Here is a 15,013-nt window from a genome sequence, read left to right as displayed (position 1 = left end):
CTGCTGCTCGGGCCCCACCTGGCGGGGCGCCACCCAGAATATCCCCGCGGTCCTGCCCGGACCACGACTTTCGCCTCGTGCTCGGGCAGTCGCGTGCTCATCTCACCGATCGAGCCGGCAGAGGGTTTTTCCGACAGTGGCCCCGGACAACATCGCCAGCAGCGCGGTGATCGCGGATTCGATGCCGTCGAAGACGGATTCGCGGTGGATCAACCTGCCGTCGGCAAGGTAACCGGACACCTCTCGACGCATCGAATCTTCGAGATGGGTGAACGAGCCGGCCCGAAAGCCCCGCATACGCAGTCCTTTCGACACCATGGTGAACAGATTCGGCGGGCCGGGCACCGCACTGTCGTCGTAGCCCGCGATCGCTCCGCACAGAGCGATCCTCCCGGACGGGCGCAGGGCATCCAGGGCGGCGGTGAGGTGGTCGCCTCCGACATTGTCGAAATAGGCGTCGATGCCGCGGGGGGCAAGGGCTGCCAGGGACTGCGGCAGCGGTCCGTCGTGATAGTCGAATGCCGGAATCCCGAGTTCGTCGCGCAGGTACGCGACCTTCTCCGGGCTTCCGGCCGAGCCCAGCACGGTCGCCCCCCGCAACTTCGCCAGCTGCGCGGCCAGCGCACCCACCGCCCCTGCGGCCGATGACACCCACAGAACGTCCGTCGTGGTCAACTCGAGGATCTCGAACAGTCCCACGTACGCGGTGAGACCGGCGCTGCCCAGCGGGCCGAGAAACCACTGGATCGGCACCTGACCGGCATCGATCCGGGCTGGGGCCCCGTAGCCGCCGATGGTCTGTGCCTGGGTTCCGACGATCGCGTATTCCCGGTAACCGAGGGTATGGGAGACCAGATCGCCGATGGCGAATTCCGGTGACCGGGACGCGACGACCGTGCCGAGGGCGAGTCCGGAGAGTTCGTCGCCGGGCTGTAACGGCGGCAGGTAGCCGTTCGGTGTGGTGTCGGCCAGCCGAATCCTGATGGACGGATCGATCGACAACCAGGTGTTGCGGATCAAGACCTCGCCGGGCCCGGGATCCGGGATCGGGCACTCGGCCAGTTCCAGATCCGCTGCACACAACTTCCCGATCGGGCGCCGGGCAAGGCGCAGGTGACGATTCATCGACAGGTTCCTTCTGTTCCACACGACAGCGTGCGAATCACTGTGTGAAAGCGACCTCGGGGGTCCGCGCGATGAGCAAGCGGCGGACAGCGCCCGCGGAGTTCAGCTGTGCGGTCGCATTGAAGGATGCTTCGAACGCACCGGCTCGGGTGGTACGGCCGACAACCAGCTCGTATTCGCCGACCACCGTGCCGACGTCGATGTGGTGGGTCAGCGTGCTCTTCTCGCGCTGCGCCAGGTAGGCGACCAAGCCGTCGCGATCGCCCACGAATTCGGCGCTCTGCCCGGCCCCCTTGGAGAACTGTACGGACATCGCGAAATCTTCGGCGATCATGCCGAGCACGCGATCCGGGTCGTCGGAATCCATGTAGGTGAACCAGCGCGTCAGAACCGGAACCGTCGCTGTCATCTGCGCACCTCCACACGCGGGGATTGCACGGGTAACAGGGCGAAATCCGCGCTGAACGAGACCTGGTAGCGGTCGATCGTGCCCTCGGCGCCGACATGCATCGCGGCGACGAACCAGCCGGTGGTCACGGACCCGTTCTCGGTAACCGCACCGTACGCGAATTGCGTGTCGCCCTCGGCGGCGACGCGCAGCAGCACGTGCTTGCGATCCACTGCCGGCCTGCCGCTCAGATAGGCGAACATCGCCGCCCGGCCGCGGTCGCGGTTCACGCCGGCGGGAAGGACCATCGCGAACTCGACGTCCTCGGCCAGCAGCGCAGTTGCTTCTCGCAACTTGCCACTGTCGACCGTGGCGTAGTATTTCTCGATCACATAAGTCATGAAGTGAATTTAGTTCAAAGAATCTGCTCTTGTCGAGAGGCGTTCCGGCTCCGATCTCCGGGGGACCGGGCAGGAGCGCTACGCAGGTTGCGAAGTCGGCGCCGGGCGCCGGTGCGTGGCCGCGGTATCGGCGGCGGCCAGGCCGAAGACCAGGGCGGGTGCGATTCCGCCGGTGTAGGCATGGTCGTAGAGACCACCGATATCCGATCCCGCCGCATACAGTCCGGCCACGATGCCACCGGCTGCGGCGAGCACCCGGCCGTGCTCGTCGATGCGGATTCCGTGGAACGGAAAGGTCAGCGCCGGACGGGTTTCGATCACGTAATAAGGTCCCCGGTCCAGCGGTGCCGAGTCGTGCACGCGTGCGGGTTGCACCGCCGCGCCGGCCGCGTTGACGGCACGGATCCGGTCCGCGATCGCCGCACCGTCGTAGCCCCACTCCGGCGGCAGGTAGGCCAACTCCTCCAGGCTCTCGGCCACTCCGCACCGGCCGCCGCGGCGCTGAGCGAGGTCGAACTTGTCGACCGCGATGGCGCCCTCGACATAGCTGCCCAGAACCCAGTCGCGATACACGCGTTCGTCGGCGACGAGCAGTCCGCGTGCCTGCGGCTGATCGAGCAGACGCATCGCGGTGAGGTGATCGCCCATCGTCTCATCGGTAAACCGCCGATTGTGGAGGTTGAACAGCAGCGCGTGCTCGCTGTAATACAGCGACAGTGCCACGAAATCACCGGAGTCGCGGAACGGCACGTCGGCGGGAACGAGGTGCCCGTAGAACCCGGACCGGGGTTGGCCGGTCGCGGCGCCGACTGCTTCGGCCAGCCGCAAGCCGTCCCCGGAACTGGCCGGGTTCGAACGCAACTGCATCACGCCCGCGTTCGGATGGATGTGCTCGCAAGCCAGCCGGGGATCTGCCTGGAAGCCGCCGGTTGCGAGAATCGTTGTGGTGGAGTCGATCCGGATCTCGATTCCGTCCGCCAGGCGCAGGTGCGCACCGGTGACGACTCCGTCGTCGGCGAGCAGCGCCAGGGTTTCGGTCTCGGTGAAAAGTTCGCCGTCCGCGCTGACCCGCCGTCGGCATTCGTCGAGGTACTGGTTCGTGTCGAACTGGTGACCGGTGCCGTAGCGCAGGATCGGCACGGCGTCGGCGCAGTGGACGCCAAGCGAGCGAATCCAGGCGATCGCGTCTGCGAACCCGTCCACGAGCGCCCGGCGCAGGGCTGGATCGCCGTTGGGATTGACCTCGTCCATCACCTCGTGCGTCGGCGCCGTCCACGCGTATCCGGCGTACCGCGCCGACCCGCCGACGGCCGCTGCCTTCTCGACCACCACGACCGAGCTGCCCCGGTCCAGTGACCGCGCCGCTGCCGTGAGCCCGGCCATGCCGGCGCCGATGACCAGTACGTCGGTCCGAATTACCCGCATTGTTGCTCCCTGCTCGAAACCGCTGCCGCGCAACGCAGCTCGCGGTATGACAAATCTGACGTGGGCCCTGGCCCGGAGCCGGGCCTCAGACGGTGAACCGGCCGCCATTGCTCAGCAGCACCGCGCCGACGACGTTCGCCGCACCCGCGGAGGCGAGGTACGCGATGTTGTCGGCCAGTTCCTCGGCAGTCGCGTAGCCGCGGGTGGGACCGTCGTTCATCGCTGCCCGCAGATGCGCCGGTGTGCGTGCGGCCATCCCGGTGTCGACCGGGCCGGGTGCTACGGTGTTGACCCGAATTCCCAGGGGCGCAACCTCTTTCGCGACGGCCTGACTCAGTGCGTGGACCCCGGCCTTGGACGCGGAATAGTGCGGATATCCGGTGAGGGTGTCGAATGCCGAGGAGGAACCCACGGTGACGATCGCCCCGCCACCGGTTCCCCGCATAACCCGGACCGCCTCCCGGAGCATGAAGAAGGTGCCGTCGAGGTTGATCGCCAGGACCCGGCGCCAGTCCGCATCGTCCAACCGGGTCAGCACATCCACGGGCTCGTCGCGCTCGGCCGCCTCGTATATCCACTGCTTGCTCTTCGGATCATCGACCCCGGCCGCATGCACCACCACATCCACCCGGCCGTGCTCGGCCACCACCGCATCGAACATTTCCCGCACCCGGGCCGAGTCCGAGACGTCGAGCGCGACGGGGTGACCGACGCTGATCGCGGCCGAATTCCGTGCCGCGGCATCGGCATCGATATCGCACAGGTACACCGCCGCGGCGCCACGCTGGGCGAGCAGATGCGCGGTCGCCGCGCCGATCCCCGAACCCGCGCCGGTCACCACGGCGACTCTTGCCTCGAACTGATCTGCGGTCATCGTTCCTCCTTCGTCATTCGTGCTGTCGCGTGGCGCGTTCAGTGGAAGATGGACTCCCAGTCGTTGCGGAACTTCTCGGCGCCGGCGCCGACGGTGACCTGGAGATTCTGTGCGGGCACATCCTGGGCGACGGCCAGTGCGCCGTCGATACCGGGCAGCGCGGCCCCGTAACCTTGCGAGGTCGCCTGTTGCCCGGGCTTGGTGACCATGAAGTCGGCCAGCACCTGGGCCGCGTTCGGGTGCGGCGCGGTACCCAGGGCGAGTCCGTACCACTTCGCGCCCCAGGCGTACTTGCCCGCGTTCCAACCGACCGGGGCGCCGGCCGCGCGCTCGGGCAGCATCGGGTTGCACATCAGCGCCGCGGTGATCTCACCCGAGGCCATGGCCTGGCTCAGCGGCTGGGTGCTCGGGTAGATGCGCGGCTTGTTCGCGGCCAGTTTCTGCAGGAAATCGCGTCCGCCGTAATGCTTTTCGATGAAGTCGTAGTAGTCGATGTAGGTCGGGGAAGTCGCCGGGGTGACGATGCCGACCTTGCCGCGCAGCGCTGGATCCAGCAGATCCTGCGCCGAGTCGATGCCCCTGGGATACAGGTTGGTGTTCCAGCCGAAACCGAACAGGATGGCGCTCTCGGTGAAGAACTCGCCGCCGATGATGGCCTCCCGCCGCCGATATGCCGGATCGTCGAAGCTCGGGCCGTGCACCGCGACCGCGGTGTCGGAGTTCTCGTTCGCGTGGATCCAGGCCTCGTCCGTGGTCACCGCGACGTCTCCGATGCCGCGGTGGGTCTTCTGCTCCGCACCGATCCGGGGCAGCAGTTCGGAGTCGATGCCGCGCACCACCGTCATCTTGATGCCGGGGTAGGCGGATTCGAACGCCTTCTTCAGGTTGTCGAGAACCGCCTGGGCCTGGGTGGAGTACAGCGTCACCGAGCCCTCTTTGTTCGCCGCTGCCACGATATCGGCCCAGGAGCCCGCGACCGGCTGGGAGACCTTGGCGGAACTTCTGCAGCCTGCCAGGGCGAGCGCGGCTGCCACCACTACGACGGCGGTTCGGAATAACTTGTGCATCTTGTTCTTTCGCTTCATGCTGCGGCGATCGAGCGGCGGGACAACCCGGGTCACGGCGGGCGCGACGCGGCGTGGCATCGCCGCGGCCCGACCGCGGAGCGCCGGGTATCCGGAGTTGAAGACCCTCGAAACCCGAACGCTCCGGGCCGTTTACGCGGTTACTTGGCCGGGGCCGGGGCGGGTTCGTTGATGGTGGTGAAGTACTGCGCCACGGCCATGATCGTGAGCGGTGCGGTCACCAGAAGCTGGCCGACGGCGGTGCCCAGCGCGCCGACGGCCACGATGCCACCGAGGCAGCCGACCGCGGCGGCGGGGATGAACGGGCCGAACATGCCGATGATGGTCGCAGCGGCGACCGTCGCGCCGGCGATGCCGCCGAGCACGCAGCCGACGGCCGCGCCGGACAGACCGCCGACCATGGTTCCGACGGTCGCGCCGGTGGTGATGGTGCTGGCCATCCGGTTCCACGCGGCCTGTTCGCGGTCGTACGGGGTCTTCCAGGGCGCGGAGTCCTCATACGGCAGGGCGACGGGGCGGTAGCTGGCGTGCGCGAGGTCGAACTGGGGTGTGAGCGTGGCGGTGTGGCCGCTGATCTTCGCTGCGATCGGGAAGATGAAATCGTCCACCCGGAACGACAGGTGGGATCCGGCGAGCACGGTTCCGTTGGGACTTTTGATCGTGAAGACGCCGTTGTCGGCGTTCAGGGTTCCCGCGTCGGTGGTGATGACGGTGCCCGTCGGTGTGGTGGTCGTCTTGTAGTGGATCGCCCCGGGCGCCGGGGCGGCCTGGGCGGTTCCCGCGATGCTGACGGCTCCGGCGACCAGAGCGCACGTGGCGGCGATTTTCCTCATCGGTGTTTCCTCTCATCGGGCTCCTCGGCTTCGCTGCCGGGGAGGTGTGGTCCGGCGTGGGACGCCGGGAAGGTCGGCGGACCGGCCGGACCTGGTCACGGGGAGATAGCGGTCGGCTCGCCGGGCCCGGCGGCGCGGACTTCGAATCGAGCAGGCCGAGTTCGGGAGTTCCGGCAGGACTGCTGCCGCCGGACGCCCGCACTGCGCGGGCGCGAACCGGAAGATGGCGCGGCAGGCGTCGAGCCTTCGGAATCTGTTCGCGCCCCGGTGTTTTCAGCTCATGCCGCGCTGATCGTGTGCGGGCTCGATACGATCGTTTCGGCGGCGGCGTATCCCTCGGCGACGGCGTGCGCGACGCGACGCGGCACGGCCGCATCGCCGACCACTTGAATCCTGGCCTGCGGCAGGGCCTGCGCGAACGGCTGCCAGTCACGGGCGATCCGCTCTCCGACCGTCACGAATCGGTCGCAGCTCAGCTGAGAAGTGCTGCCGGACAGAATGTTTCGATAGGTCACCAGCGTCTGTGCGGGGGCATCCCGCGCGGGGTTCGCCGCGACAGGCGCAGCTTCGACAACGAAGCTCACCGGATGGCCCGCCAGCCGCTTGCGCAACTGGACCCGGCCCTCCGCGGGAATCGACGACGCGAATGCGGGTCCGGGAACGAGCACCGTGACCTCGGCAGCACCGGCCGCCAGTGCCGACTCGATCGCTCCGACTGTCGACCAGTACCCGAAACCGTCGTCCGCGACGACCACCCGGTTTCCCGGCTCGATCTTGTCGTTCGGGTCCAGGATGACCTCGGTGGCGCGGAACGCACCCGCCGTCGACATCTCCGTCGCACCGGTGGCGATGATGATCTCGCCGAAGCCGTCCAGGTCCGCCGGGCGCGCGGAGTGCTCGAGCTTCAGCGTCGCAGCGCCGATGTTGTCCTGATAGAACCGGAGCAATTTGGACCACCCGTCGCGATGGGGCGCTTGCGCGGCCGTGTGTAGCTGCCCGCCGATCCGAGCGCCTGCCTCGAACAACGTGACATCGTGCGTGGCTGCCAGTCGCACGGTTGCCTCGAGCCCGGCGGGTCCGGCACCGATGATCGCCACGCGATCACCGCTGCCGCGTCGCCGGCCGAGCCGCAGCGGCGTCGCCGGACGCTCGCCCGAGCCGCCGGGCCCCAGCTCGGGATTGACCGAGCAGAGCAGCGCCGGTGTGAACGTGCGGCAGTCCTCGTTGCAGGAGACGCACGGGCGGATCGCGGCATCGTCTCCGCGGAGCAGTTTCTCGGCGATCCGCGGATCGGCGATGAACGGACGCGCCATCCCTACCAGATCAGCGCCGGCGTCCAATGCCGATTCGATGTCGCGGCGGGACCGGAACGCCTGCGAGACCAGCAGCGGTCGCGTCGTCGCGGCCCGCAGGCGGGCTCCGTGGGTCAGCAAGGGCGGGACGTCGGTGGCCATATCCCGCACGTAGGTGGTGCGAACCCCCGCCGTCACATTGATGTAGTCGAACATCTCCAGCAGCGGCAGCAGTTCGCACACCCCATCGATATCCAGCCCGGCCTCTTCGGCGCCGTCGATCGAAACCCGGACGCCGAGAACGAGTTCCGCGCAGGCCTCGGTGATCGCCGCGTGCAGCCGGTGCAGTATGCGGACCCGGCCGGCGACCGTGTCGGCGTCGGCGCGGTGGTTGGACGCAGCGGACAGGAACTGTGCGAGCAGATAGCCGTGCGCGGCATGCAGTTCCACCGCGGCGAAGCCCGCCTCGGCGGCGTGCCGCGCGCTCACCACGAAATCGTCGACGACCCGGTCGATATCGGCCTCGGTCATCGTGCGAGCCCGCACCGGTTCGCGTGGTGACCGGATGGCCGACGGGCCGATCGGATGCCCCCAGATCTCCGCGCCCAGCGTCTCGCGCCCGAGATGCACCAGCTGACACACCGGTATCGCCCCCTCCTGGGCGATCGCCGCGGCGCGCCTGCGCAGTCCGGGGAGGGCTTCGGGCCGCCACGCCTCGGTGGTGTTGCCGATCCGGTTGGTCGATTCCGGGCTCACCACCGTTCCGCCCGCGATCACCATCGCCGCGCCGCCGGCCGCGCAGCGGCGCCAGTACTCGTCGTCTCCCGGCTGCGCCAGACCACCTGCGACGGCGCCGGACCCGTGCGCGGTGGCTACCAGGCGGTTGGCCAGGCGCAATGCGCCGATCCGTAGCGGAGCCGACAGTGTGGCCATGCGATCCTCCTTGAACTGGATTCAATTCACATTATTGACACAGAGTGATTGACACCACAAGGCCCTCTGGCTTAGTTTCTCAAACTGACATCAGTTCAGTTAGGTGGATCCGGTGACCTTTCAGCAAACGCATCGCATCATGAAGACCCTGTCGAAGGCCGTCGCCATCGGCGCGGTCTTCGCCGCCGTCGCGGGCCTGAGCGCCTGCGGTGGCGCTTCCGGGACGACGAAACCGGTATCGGGCAGCTGGTCCGACGTGGTCACAGCCGCGGAACACGAGGGCAAGGTGGTGCTCTATTCCAGCCAGAAGCCGGCCAATCTGGACGCTCTGAAACGGGCATTCGAGGCGAAGTATCCGCAGATCCACATGGAGTACGTGCGCGGGACCGATGCCGATATCAATCCGCGGGTGGAGACCGAGAACAAGACCGGCAAAGGCATAGCAGATGTGCATATGCTGACCGACGCGGCCTGGGTGCAGACCGCCGCGCAGTCCGGCACCTATTCGTCCGATCTCGTCGGTCCCGACCTGCACGCCGCCGAGTACCGGCCGCAGACCAGCGTGTTGCACAACCGCTTCGCGCTCACCAGCGCCGCGGTCTTCTCACTCGGCTGGAACACCGCGGCCGTCCCGGGCGGGCTGAAGGATCCGCGCGACATTCTCGATCCGAAGTACCGGGGCAAGATCGGCATCACCAACCCCACCGGTATCGCCGCGTACGTCGACATGTACCAGTACTACGAGAAGACCTACGGTGCGGACTACTGGAAGCGGCTCGCCGAGCTCGCGCCGCGGGTGTATCCGAGCGCCCTGGGCATCGCGCAGGCGCTCACGTCCGGTGAAATCTCCGTCACCCCTTCGGTGCAACCGCTGACCACCGAGGTGGCCGCGGGCGCGCCGGTGAATTGGGTTCTGCCGCAAGCGCCGTTCGGGACCCCCTGGTACAGCCACGTCACCAAGGTGGCGCCGCATCCGAACGCCGCGCAGGTACTGGCCGATTTCATGGTCACCCGTGACGGACAGGTCGCGCTCAATTCCGGCTACGCCGCGGTCCTGCCGGACATTCCCGGTGCGGTCGCCCGGGCCCAGGACCTGCCCGCGCCGAATACGGCGAACCTGACCGCGGACAAAGTTTCGCAGTATTCCCAGGCTTGGTCGAAGCGCTTCCAGGGCTGATCGCCGGCGCGACCCCAACCACTCCCCCTTGACGAAGGACAGCAGATGGACGAGACAGCCGAGCCGCTACGCGGCGTCAATGTGCTGGTGACCGGGGCATCCGGCGGGATCGGCGGTGCGACGGCGGAACTGTTCGCCGGGCGTGGCGCGACGGTATACCTCACCGACGTCGACGATGCCGCAGGGCGCGAGCGAGCCCGCCGCCTCGGTCCCGGCGCGCACTACCGCAGACTCGATGTCACCGACGAATCCGATTGGCAGGCAGTCGTTTCCGAGATGCAATGGGCCGAGCACCCGCTCCAGGTGCTGGTCAACTGCGCCGGTTCGGCGCTGAAGGCCCCGCTCGAGCACACCACACTGCAGCAGTTCCGCACGATCCTCGATCAGCATCTGGTCGGCACCTTCCTGGCCCTACGGACCGCCGCGTCGGCCATGCGCGACGGCGGCGCGGTGGTCACCATCTCGTCGCTGCGCGGCGTGCTGGCCACCGCCGAACTGGGCGCCTACGGCGCGGCCAAGTTCGGCGTCCGTGCGCTGACGAAGGTCGCGGCCCTCGAGCTGGCGGGCCGCGGTATCCGCGTGAACTCGGTGTGTCCGGGCAGCATCGACACCGAGATCACCGCGGGTCCGGGCTTCGAATCCGACGACGTGCAGGCCTATGTGCGCAGCATCCCGATGCAGCGCCGGGGTTCGGCCGAGGAGGTGGCCAAGGTGATCGCGTTCCTGACCGGCGTCGACAGCGCCTACATCACCGGCGTGGACCTGCTCGTCGACGGTGGCACCGCCGCGGGCCTCTACACCCCCAAGCGACAGCCGCAGGAGGTTTGAGCCGATGTCGCAATTCACCGTCGCCGGGCTCACCAAGACCTACGGATCCAACGTCGTGGTCGATCAACTCGACCTCGAGATCCAGGAGGGAGAATTCCTGGTCCTGCTCGGTCCCAGCGGATGCGGAAAGACGACGACGCTGCGCTGCCTGGCGGGATTGGAAACCCCGCAGGGCGGATCGATCACGTTCAAGGACCATGTCGTCTTCGACGGCCGGGCCCGCACGAATGTGCCCCCGCACAAACGCAATATCGGGATGGTGTTCCAGTCGTACGCGCTGTGGCCGCACATGACGGTCCGCAACAACATCCGCTATCCGCTGAAGGTGCGGGGGCGCAAACAGGCGGTCGCCGAGGGCGCGGTCGAGGCCGCCGCGCAGATGGTGGACTGCGGCGCCCTGCTCGATCGCTATCCCTCCCAGCTCAGTGGCGGGCAGCAGCAGCGGGTGGCCGTCGCGCGCGGTCTGGTCGCGCAACCGGATCTGGTGCTGTTCGACGAACCGTTGAGCAATCTCGACGCCAGGCTGCGTGACCAGGTGCGCACCCAGATCCATCAGCTGCACCAGAAATTGGGCTTCACCGCGGTTTTCGTGACCCACGACCAGGCCGAGGCGTTCGCGCTCGGCGATCGGCTCGCGATCATGAAGTCCGGCAGGATCGAACAATACGACGCACCCGAGCGGGTCTTCGAGAATCCGGTGTCGGAGTACGTCGCGGCCTTCATCGGCATGGCCAACCGTCTCGAACTGCACCGTGACCACGACGGCTGGCGCACCTCGGCGGGAGATGCCGTCGATCTCACCCATGCGCTGGTCCGGGACTCGGCCGATCGGGGCTCGGCCGCGGTCGCGCGACTGCGTCCCGACGACGTGCTGCTGCATACCTCGGTCCAGGACGTGCCGCTGGGCAACGTCGTGCTGAGCGCGGAACTGGTCACCTACGAATACGGCGGCCGCTATTTCGACGTGACGGTGGCGACCGGCAGCGAGCAACTCCTGCTGCGGGCCGATGCCGCGACCCACGGTCCGGCGCTGCGCAACAGCCGCCCCGGCGCTCCGGTGGTGGTCAGTTTCTCCCCCGCGAGCCTCCGGATCTTCCCTCCGGCAGGCGATCTCGACCCAGCGGTACCCGTGGCGGTGCCCGTGAGCGCGCAAGGACACCCCTGATGACCTCGCTGAGCATCACCGCCGCAAGACCTTTCGCGATTCCGGCGCAGTGGCGGTCGCGGATCGGATACCTGGCCCTGCTCGCGGTTCTCGCCTATCTGGTCGTCGTGCCGATGATCCGGTTGCAGGCGTTGGCATTCCAGGACGGAGCGCACGGCTACCGGAGTCAGTACGGCCGGTACGACATCGGCGGCACGATCCGGACCACGATCGTGCTGGCCCTCGGATCGCTGGTGATCGCGATGGTCCTCGGGACCCTGCTCGCCTTCGCCGCGAGCCGGCTGCCCGCGCGCCTGTCGTTCCTGCGCATCGTCCCGATCCTGCCGATCGTGATGCCCGCGGTCGCCAATATCGTCGGCTGGACGTTCCTGCTGTCCCCCGGGCCGGGGTATCTCAATGTGCTACTGCGCCACCTGCCCTGGTGGAGTCACTCGGACACCGGGCCGGTCGACGTGTACACGGTGCCCTGGATCGTCATCCTCACCGGTTTCGGTCTGACCTCGTTCGTCTACCTGTTCGTCAGTGCCGGCATGCAGAGCATCAATGCCGAACATCTCGAGGCGGCGCAGATCAGCGGGTCCTCGACCGTCGGCGTGTTCTTCCGGGTCGTGCTTCCGCTGCTGCGCCCGTCGCTGGTCTACGGCGGCGGCATCGCCCTGCTGCTGGGCCTGGGCCAGTTCACCGGGCCGCTGCTGCTCGGGCAGAACAAGGGTGTGAAGGTGCTGACCACCGAAATGTACAGCCGGGTATCGGAGTCGCCGTCGGATTTCGCCGCGGCCGCGGCCGCGGGTTCGCCCCTGGTGCTGTTCGGGCTCGCGGTGGTACTGATCCAGAAAGGGTTGCTGGGCAACCAGACTCGGTTCGTCACCCACGGCGGCAAGGCATTCTCGGCGCCGCCGGGACGCTCGGTGTGGGCCTCGGTCACCATGGTGATCTACGCCTTGCTGGCCTTGGTCATCCCCCTGCTCGGTCTGATCCTCGTCTCGTTGACGCCGTACTGGTCGGGCTCGCTGTCCCCGCACATCCTGACCCTCGCGAACTTCCGCAGTCTCGCCTCGAACCAGGCGATCGTGGACTCGGTGGTCACCAGCGTCGTCACCTCGCTGGTCGCCGTGGCGATATGCATTCCCATCGGCTACGCGGTGGCCACATTGCTGGTGCGCGGCAAGCGATTCCGGATCCTGGCACTGATCGCCGACCTCATCGCCGTACTGCCGATGGGTATTCCGGCGGTCATCTTCGGTGTGGGCTTCCTGCTGACCTACACCGAGCCGCCGCTGATCCTGTACGGGACCCGCGCGGTCATCATCCTGGTCTACATCGTCCTGATGCTGCCCTACGCGATCCGGATGCAGATGACCGCGCTGCTCGCGCTGGGCACCACCTACAGTGAGGCGTCGGCGACCAGCGGAGCCTCACCGATGGTCACGAACGTCCGGGTGATGCTGCCGCTGATGCGCCCGACCATCCTGAGTGCCGTCGCGCTGATGTTCATCCTGCTCACGCACGAGTTCGCCGCCTCACTGCTGGTGCGCGCATCGACCACCCAGGTGATGGGCACCCTGCTGTTCGATCTGTGGGAGAACGGCTCCTATCCACTCGTGGCCGCGATGGCGCTGCTGATGACCGCGGTCACGACCGTGGGCGTGGCCGCGGCGATGCTCGTGGGCGGCCGGAACGTGTTGAGCAATCTGTGATTCGGAACCGGGCGGCGACAGCCGGAAGTGGAGAGATGGATATGACGGCCGGTAGTGCGAGATTGCGCGGCAAGGTGGTCCTGCTGACGGGATCCTCCGGTGGCATCGGCGTGGAGATCGCCCGGCGGCTGGCCGGTGAGGGCGCCGTGCTCGTGCTGACGGATCTGGATGCCCAGGCGTGTGCGCGGGTGGCGGCGCAGATTCCGAATCCCGAACTGCATCATGTGCTCGAGCTGGATATCAGCGACGAGCAGCAGTGGCGCGACGCGGTCGAGGTCATCGCCGAGCGCTTCTCGGGCCTGGACGCGCTGGTCGCCAACGGCGCGATCGGCAGCCTGGCCACGGTGGTGGACGAAGACCTCGAGCGGTACAACAAGGTGATCGCGGTCAGCCAGACCGGTACCTGGCTGGGTATGAAGCACGCCGGTGCGCTCATCGAGCGCACCGGCGGGGGGTCGATCGTCAACCTCTGCTCGATCCTGGGCACCGTGGGCGGACTGGGCAACAGCCTGGCGTATGCGGCGGCCAAGGGCGCGGTCCGGACGATGACCAAGAATGCGGCCCTGCACTGGGCGACCAAGGGGGTGCGGGTCAATTCGATCCACCCGGCATTCATCCAGACGCGCCAGCTGCTCGACCGGTACGAGGGCAGTGACCGGCACCGCGCGATGCTCGAGCACACCCCGATGGGCCGGCTCGGCCGCGCCGAGGAGGTCGCCGCGGCGGTCGCATTCCTGGCCGGCGACGATTCGAGCTTCATCACCGGCACCGAACTCTACGTCGACGGTGGGTGGACCTGCGTGTAGCGCAGGCCGGGACAACGACGGTGTGGACGTCTTCAGCGAGCGATGCCGAAGACGTCCACACCGTCGTTGTCCTTCGCGGTCAACACATTTCGAGCGACAAGCACATCGAGATGCGCGAGCGTCTCGCAGGTGGCGAACATCCGGTCGAAGGTGCCCAGGGTATCGAACGGGCGGTCGTGCCGCGTCCAGGTCAGTGCCCGGGCCACGGCCGCGCCCGTGCACGGCGCCAATTCGCCGACGACGGCGAGGATCTGGGTGAACCGAAGTTCGTGGTGAGCCAGCAGCGCGCGCGCTCGCCGGCCGACGCTCCCGCCCGGCAGGCCGTGGGCGGGCAGCATCACCGGTGCGTCGTCGCCGCTCAGCAGCCTCAGCGAGCGCAGGAAGTTCTCCAACGGCAGTTCCCACGGGCCGAGTTCGAACCCGATCGACGGGGTGATCGTCGGCAGCACGTGGTCGCCGGTGAACATCAGCCCCCGATCGAGATCACGAAAGACCATGTGGCCCTTGGTATGACCGGGGGTTGCCTGGGCGTGCAGACGGTATCCGGGCAGCTCGACGGTGCCCGGGCGCAACCAGTGGTCGGGTGACTCCCAGTCCTGTGGATCGAAGGGCTCGGCAAGGCTGTCGGCCCGGGCCCGGATGGCGAGATCGGTTGCGCCCGCGCGGCGCAACTGGTGCAGGGCGTTGTCGGGCTCGTTGGTGCCGAGCCGGTGGATGGCCTCGAGGCCCGGGGATTCCGCTGCGCCCAGATGGACTCGGCACCCGTGCCTGCGACGCAGCTCGACGGCGAAGGTGTAGTGATCGCGATGCACGTGCGTGACGAACACATCGTGGATTTCGTTGGGGGAACGGCCGATTCGAGCGAGTCCGGCGGCGAGTTCACGGTAGGTGCCCGGCCGGTGCCAGCCCCCGTCGATCAATGCGAGGCCGGTATCGGTTTCCAGCGCGTACACGTTGATCGCGCGCAGTCCGTCCTGTGGCATC

14 protein-coding genes are annotated in these 15,013 nt (G+C 67.8%); 5 read left to right on the top strand and 9 right to left on the bottom strand.

Annotated features, from left to right (window positions below):
• Nucleotides 1-102: 102 nt before the first annotated feature.
• From AC5WS7_RS06255 to AC5WS7_RS06220, 8 genes are all read right to left on the bottom strand, one after another.
• A complete protein-coding gene (locus AC5WS7_RS06255) occupies nucleotides 103-1,125 on the bottom strand; it encodes an NADP-dependent oxidoreductase (protein ID WP_495953350.1) in 1,023 nt (340 codons plus the stop codon).
• 37 nt (nucleotides 1,126-1,162) lie between these two features.
• Nucleotides 1,163-1,534 (bottom strand): hypothetical protein, encoded by a 372-nt coding sequence (locus tag AC5WS7_RS06250; protein ID WP_495953349.1) that lies wholly within the window; start codon nucleotides 1,532-1,534, stop codon nucleotides 1,163-1,165.
• Nucleotides 1,531-1,914 (bottom strand): nuclear transport factor 2 family protein, encoded by a 384-nt coding sequence (locus tag AC5WS7_RS06245; RefSeq protein WP_495953348.1) that lies wholly within the window; start codon nucleotides 1,912-1,914, stop codon nucleotides 1,531-1,533. Before AC5WS7_RS06245 ends, AC5WS7_RS06250 begins: the two co-directional genes overlap by 4 nt.
• Nucleotides 1,915-1,992: 78 nt before the next feature.
• The gene (locus AC5WS7_RS06240) at nucleotides 1,993-3,339 is read right to left on the bottom strand and encodes an FAD-dependent oxidoreductase (RefSeq protein WP_495953347.1); all 1,347 of its coding nucleotides are present in this window, start codon (nucleotides 3,337-3,339) and stop codon (nucleotides 1,993-1,995) included.
• 85 nt (nucleotides 3,340-3,424) lie between these two features.
• Nucleotides 3,425-4,213: an SDR family NAD(P)-dependent oxidoreductase gene (locus AC5WS7_RS06235; protein ID WP_495953346.1), complete on the bottom strand. Its 789-nt coding sequence runs from the start codon at nucleotides 4,211-4,213 to the stop codon at nucleotides 3,425-3,427.
• Nucleotides 4,214-4,251: 38 nt separating this feature from the next.
• Entirely contained in the window at nucleotides 4,252-5,280 is a 1,029-nt protein-coding gene (locus AC5WS7_RS06230; protein ID WP_495953345.1) for an ABC transporter substrate-binding protein, read from the bottom strand.
• Nucleotides 5,281-5,438: 158 nt separating this feature from the next.
• A complete protein-coding gene (locus tag AC5WS7_RS06225) occupies nucleotides 5,439-6,131 on the bottom strand; it encodes a DUF8020 domain-containing protein (protein WP_495953344.1) in 693 nt (230 codons plus the stop codon).
• A gap of 278 nt (nucleotides 6,132-6,409) precedes the next feature.
• Complete coding sequence (locus AC5WS7_RS06220) at nucleotides 6,410-8,356, bottom strand: oxidoreductase (RefSeq protein ID WP_495953343.1); 1,947 nt, start codon at nucleotides 8,354-8,356, stop codon at nucleotides 6,410-6,412.
• A gap of 139 nt (nucleotides 8,357-8,495) precedes the next feature.
• Here AC5WS7_RS06220 and AC5WS7_RS06215 point away from each other — a divergent pair, with 139 nt between their 5' ends.
• Genes AC5WS7_RS06215 through AC5WS7_RS06195 form a run of 5 tightly spaced genes read left to right on the top strand, consistent with a single transcriptional unit; the run spans nucleotide 8,496 to nucleotide 14,029 of the window.
• Complete coding sequence (locus AC5WS7_RS06215) at nucleotides 8,496-9,533, top strand: ABC transporter substrate-binding protein (RefSeq protein ID WP_495953760.1); 1,038 nt, start codon at nucleotides 8,496-8,498, stop codon at nucleotides 9,531-9,533.
• 45 nt (nucleotides 9,534-9,578) lie between these two features.
• The gene (locus AC5WS7_RS06210; RefSeq protein ID WP_495953342.1) at nucleotides 9,579-10,361 is read left to right on the top strand and encodes an SDR family NAD(P)-dependent oxidoreductase; all 783 of its coding nucleotides are present in this window, start codon (nucleotides 9,579-9,581) and stop codon (nucleotides 10,359-10,361) included.
• A gap of 4 nt (nucleotides 10,362-10,365) precedes the next feature.
• Complete coding sequence (locus AC5WS7_RS06205) at nucleotides 10,366-11,526, top strand: ABC transporter ATP-binding protein (RefSeq protein ID WP_495953341.1); 1,161 nt, start codon at nucleotides 10,366-10,368, stop codon at nucleotides 11,524-11,526.
• A complete protein-coding gene (locus tag AC5WS7_RS06200; RefSeq protein WP_495953340.1) occupies nucleotides 11,526-13,223 on the top strand; it encodes an ABC transporter permease in 1,698 nt (565 codons plus the stop codon). Before AC5WS7_RS06205 ends, AC5WS7_RS06200 begins: the two co-directional genes overlap by 1 nt.
• A 41-nt stretch (nucleotides 13,224-13,264) precedes the next feature.
• The gene (locus AC5WS7_RS06195) at nucleotides 13,265-14,029 is read left to right on the top strand and encodes an SDR family NAD(P)-dependent oxidoreductase (RefSeq protein ID WP_495953339.1); all 765 of its coding nucleotides are present in this window, start codon (nucleotides 13,265-13,267) and stop codon (nucleotides 14,027-14,029) included.
• A gap of 32 nt (nucleotides 14,030-14,061) precedes the next feature.
• On the opposite strand, the gene AC5WS7_RS06190 is transcribed toward AC5WS7_RS06195, so the two are convergent.
• A complete protein-coding gene (locus AC5WS7_RS06190) occupies nucleotides 14,062-15,012 on the bottom strand; it encodes an MBL fold metallo-hydrolase (RefSeq protein WP_495953338.1) in 951 nt (316 codons plus the stop codon).
• Nucleotide 15,013 lies beyond the last annotated feature (1 nt).

It is taken from the genome of Nocardia sp. PLKS1-43 (assembly GCF_059510335.1).
Note: the sequence above shows the minus strand (reverse complement) of the source record. Positions and strands in the feature narration are given on the sequence as shown.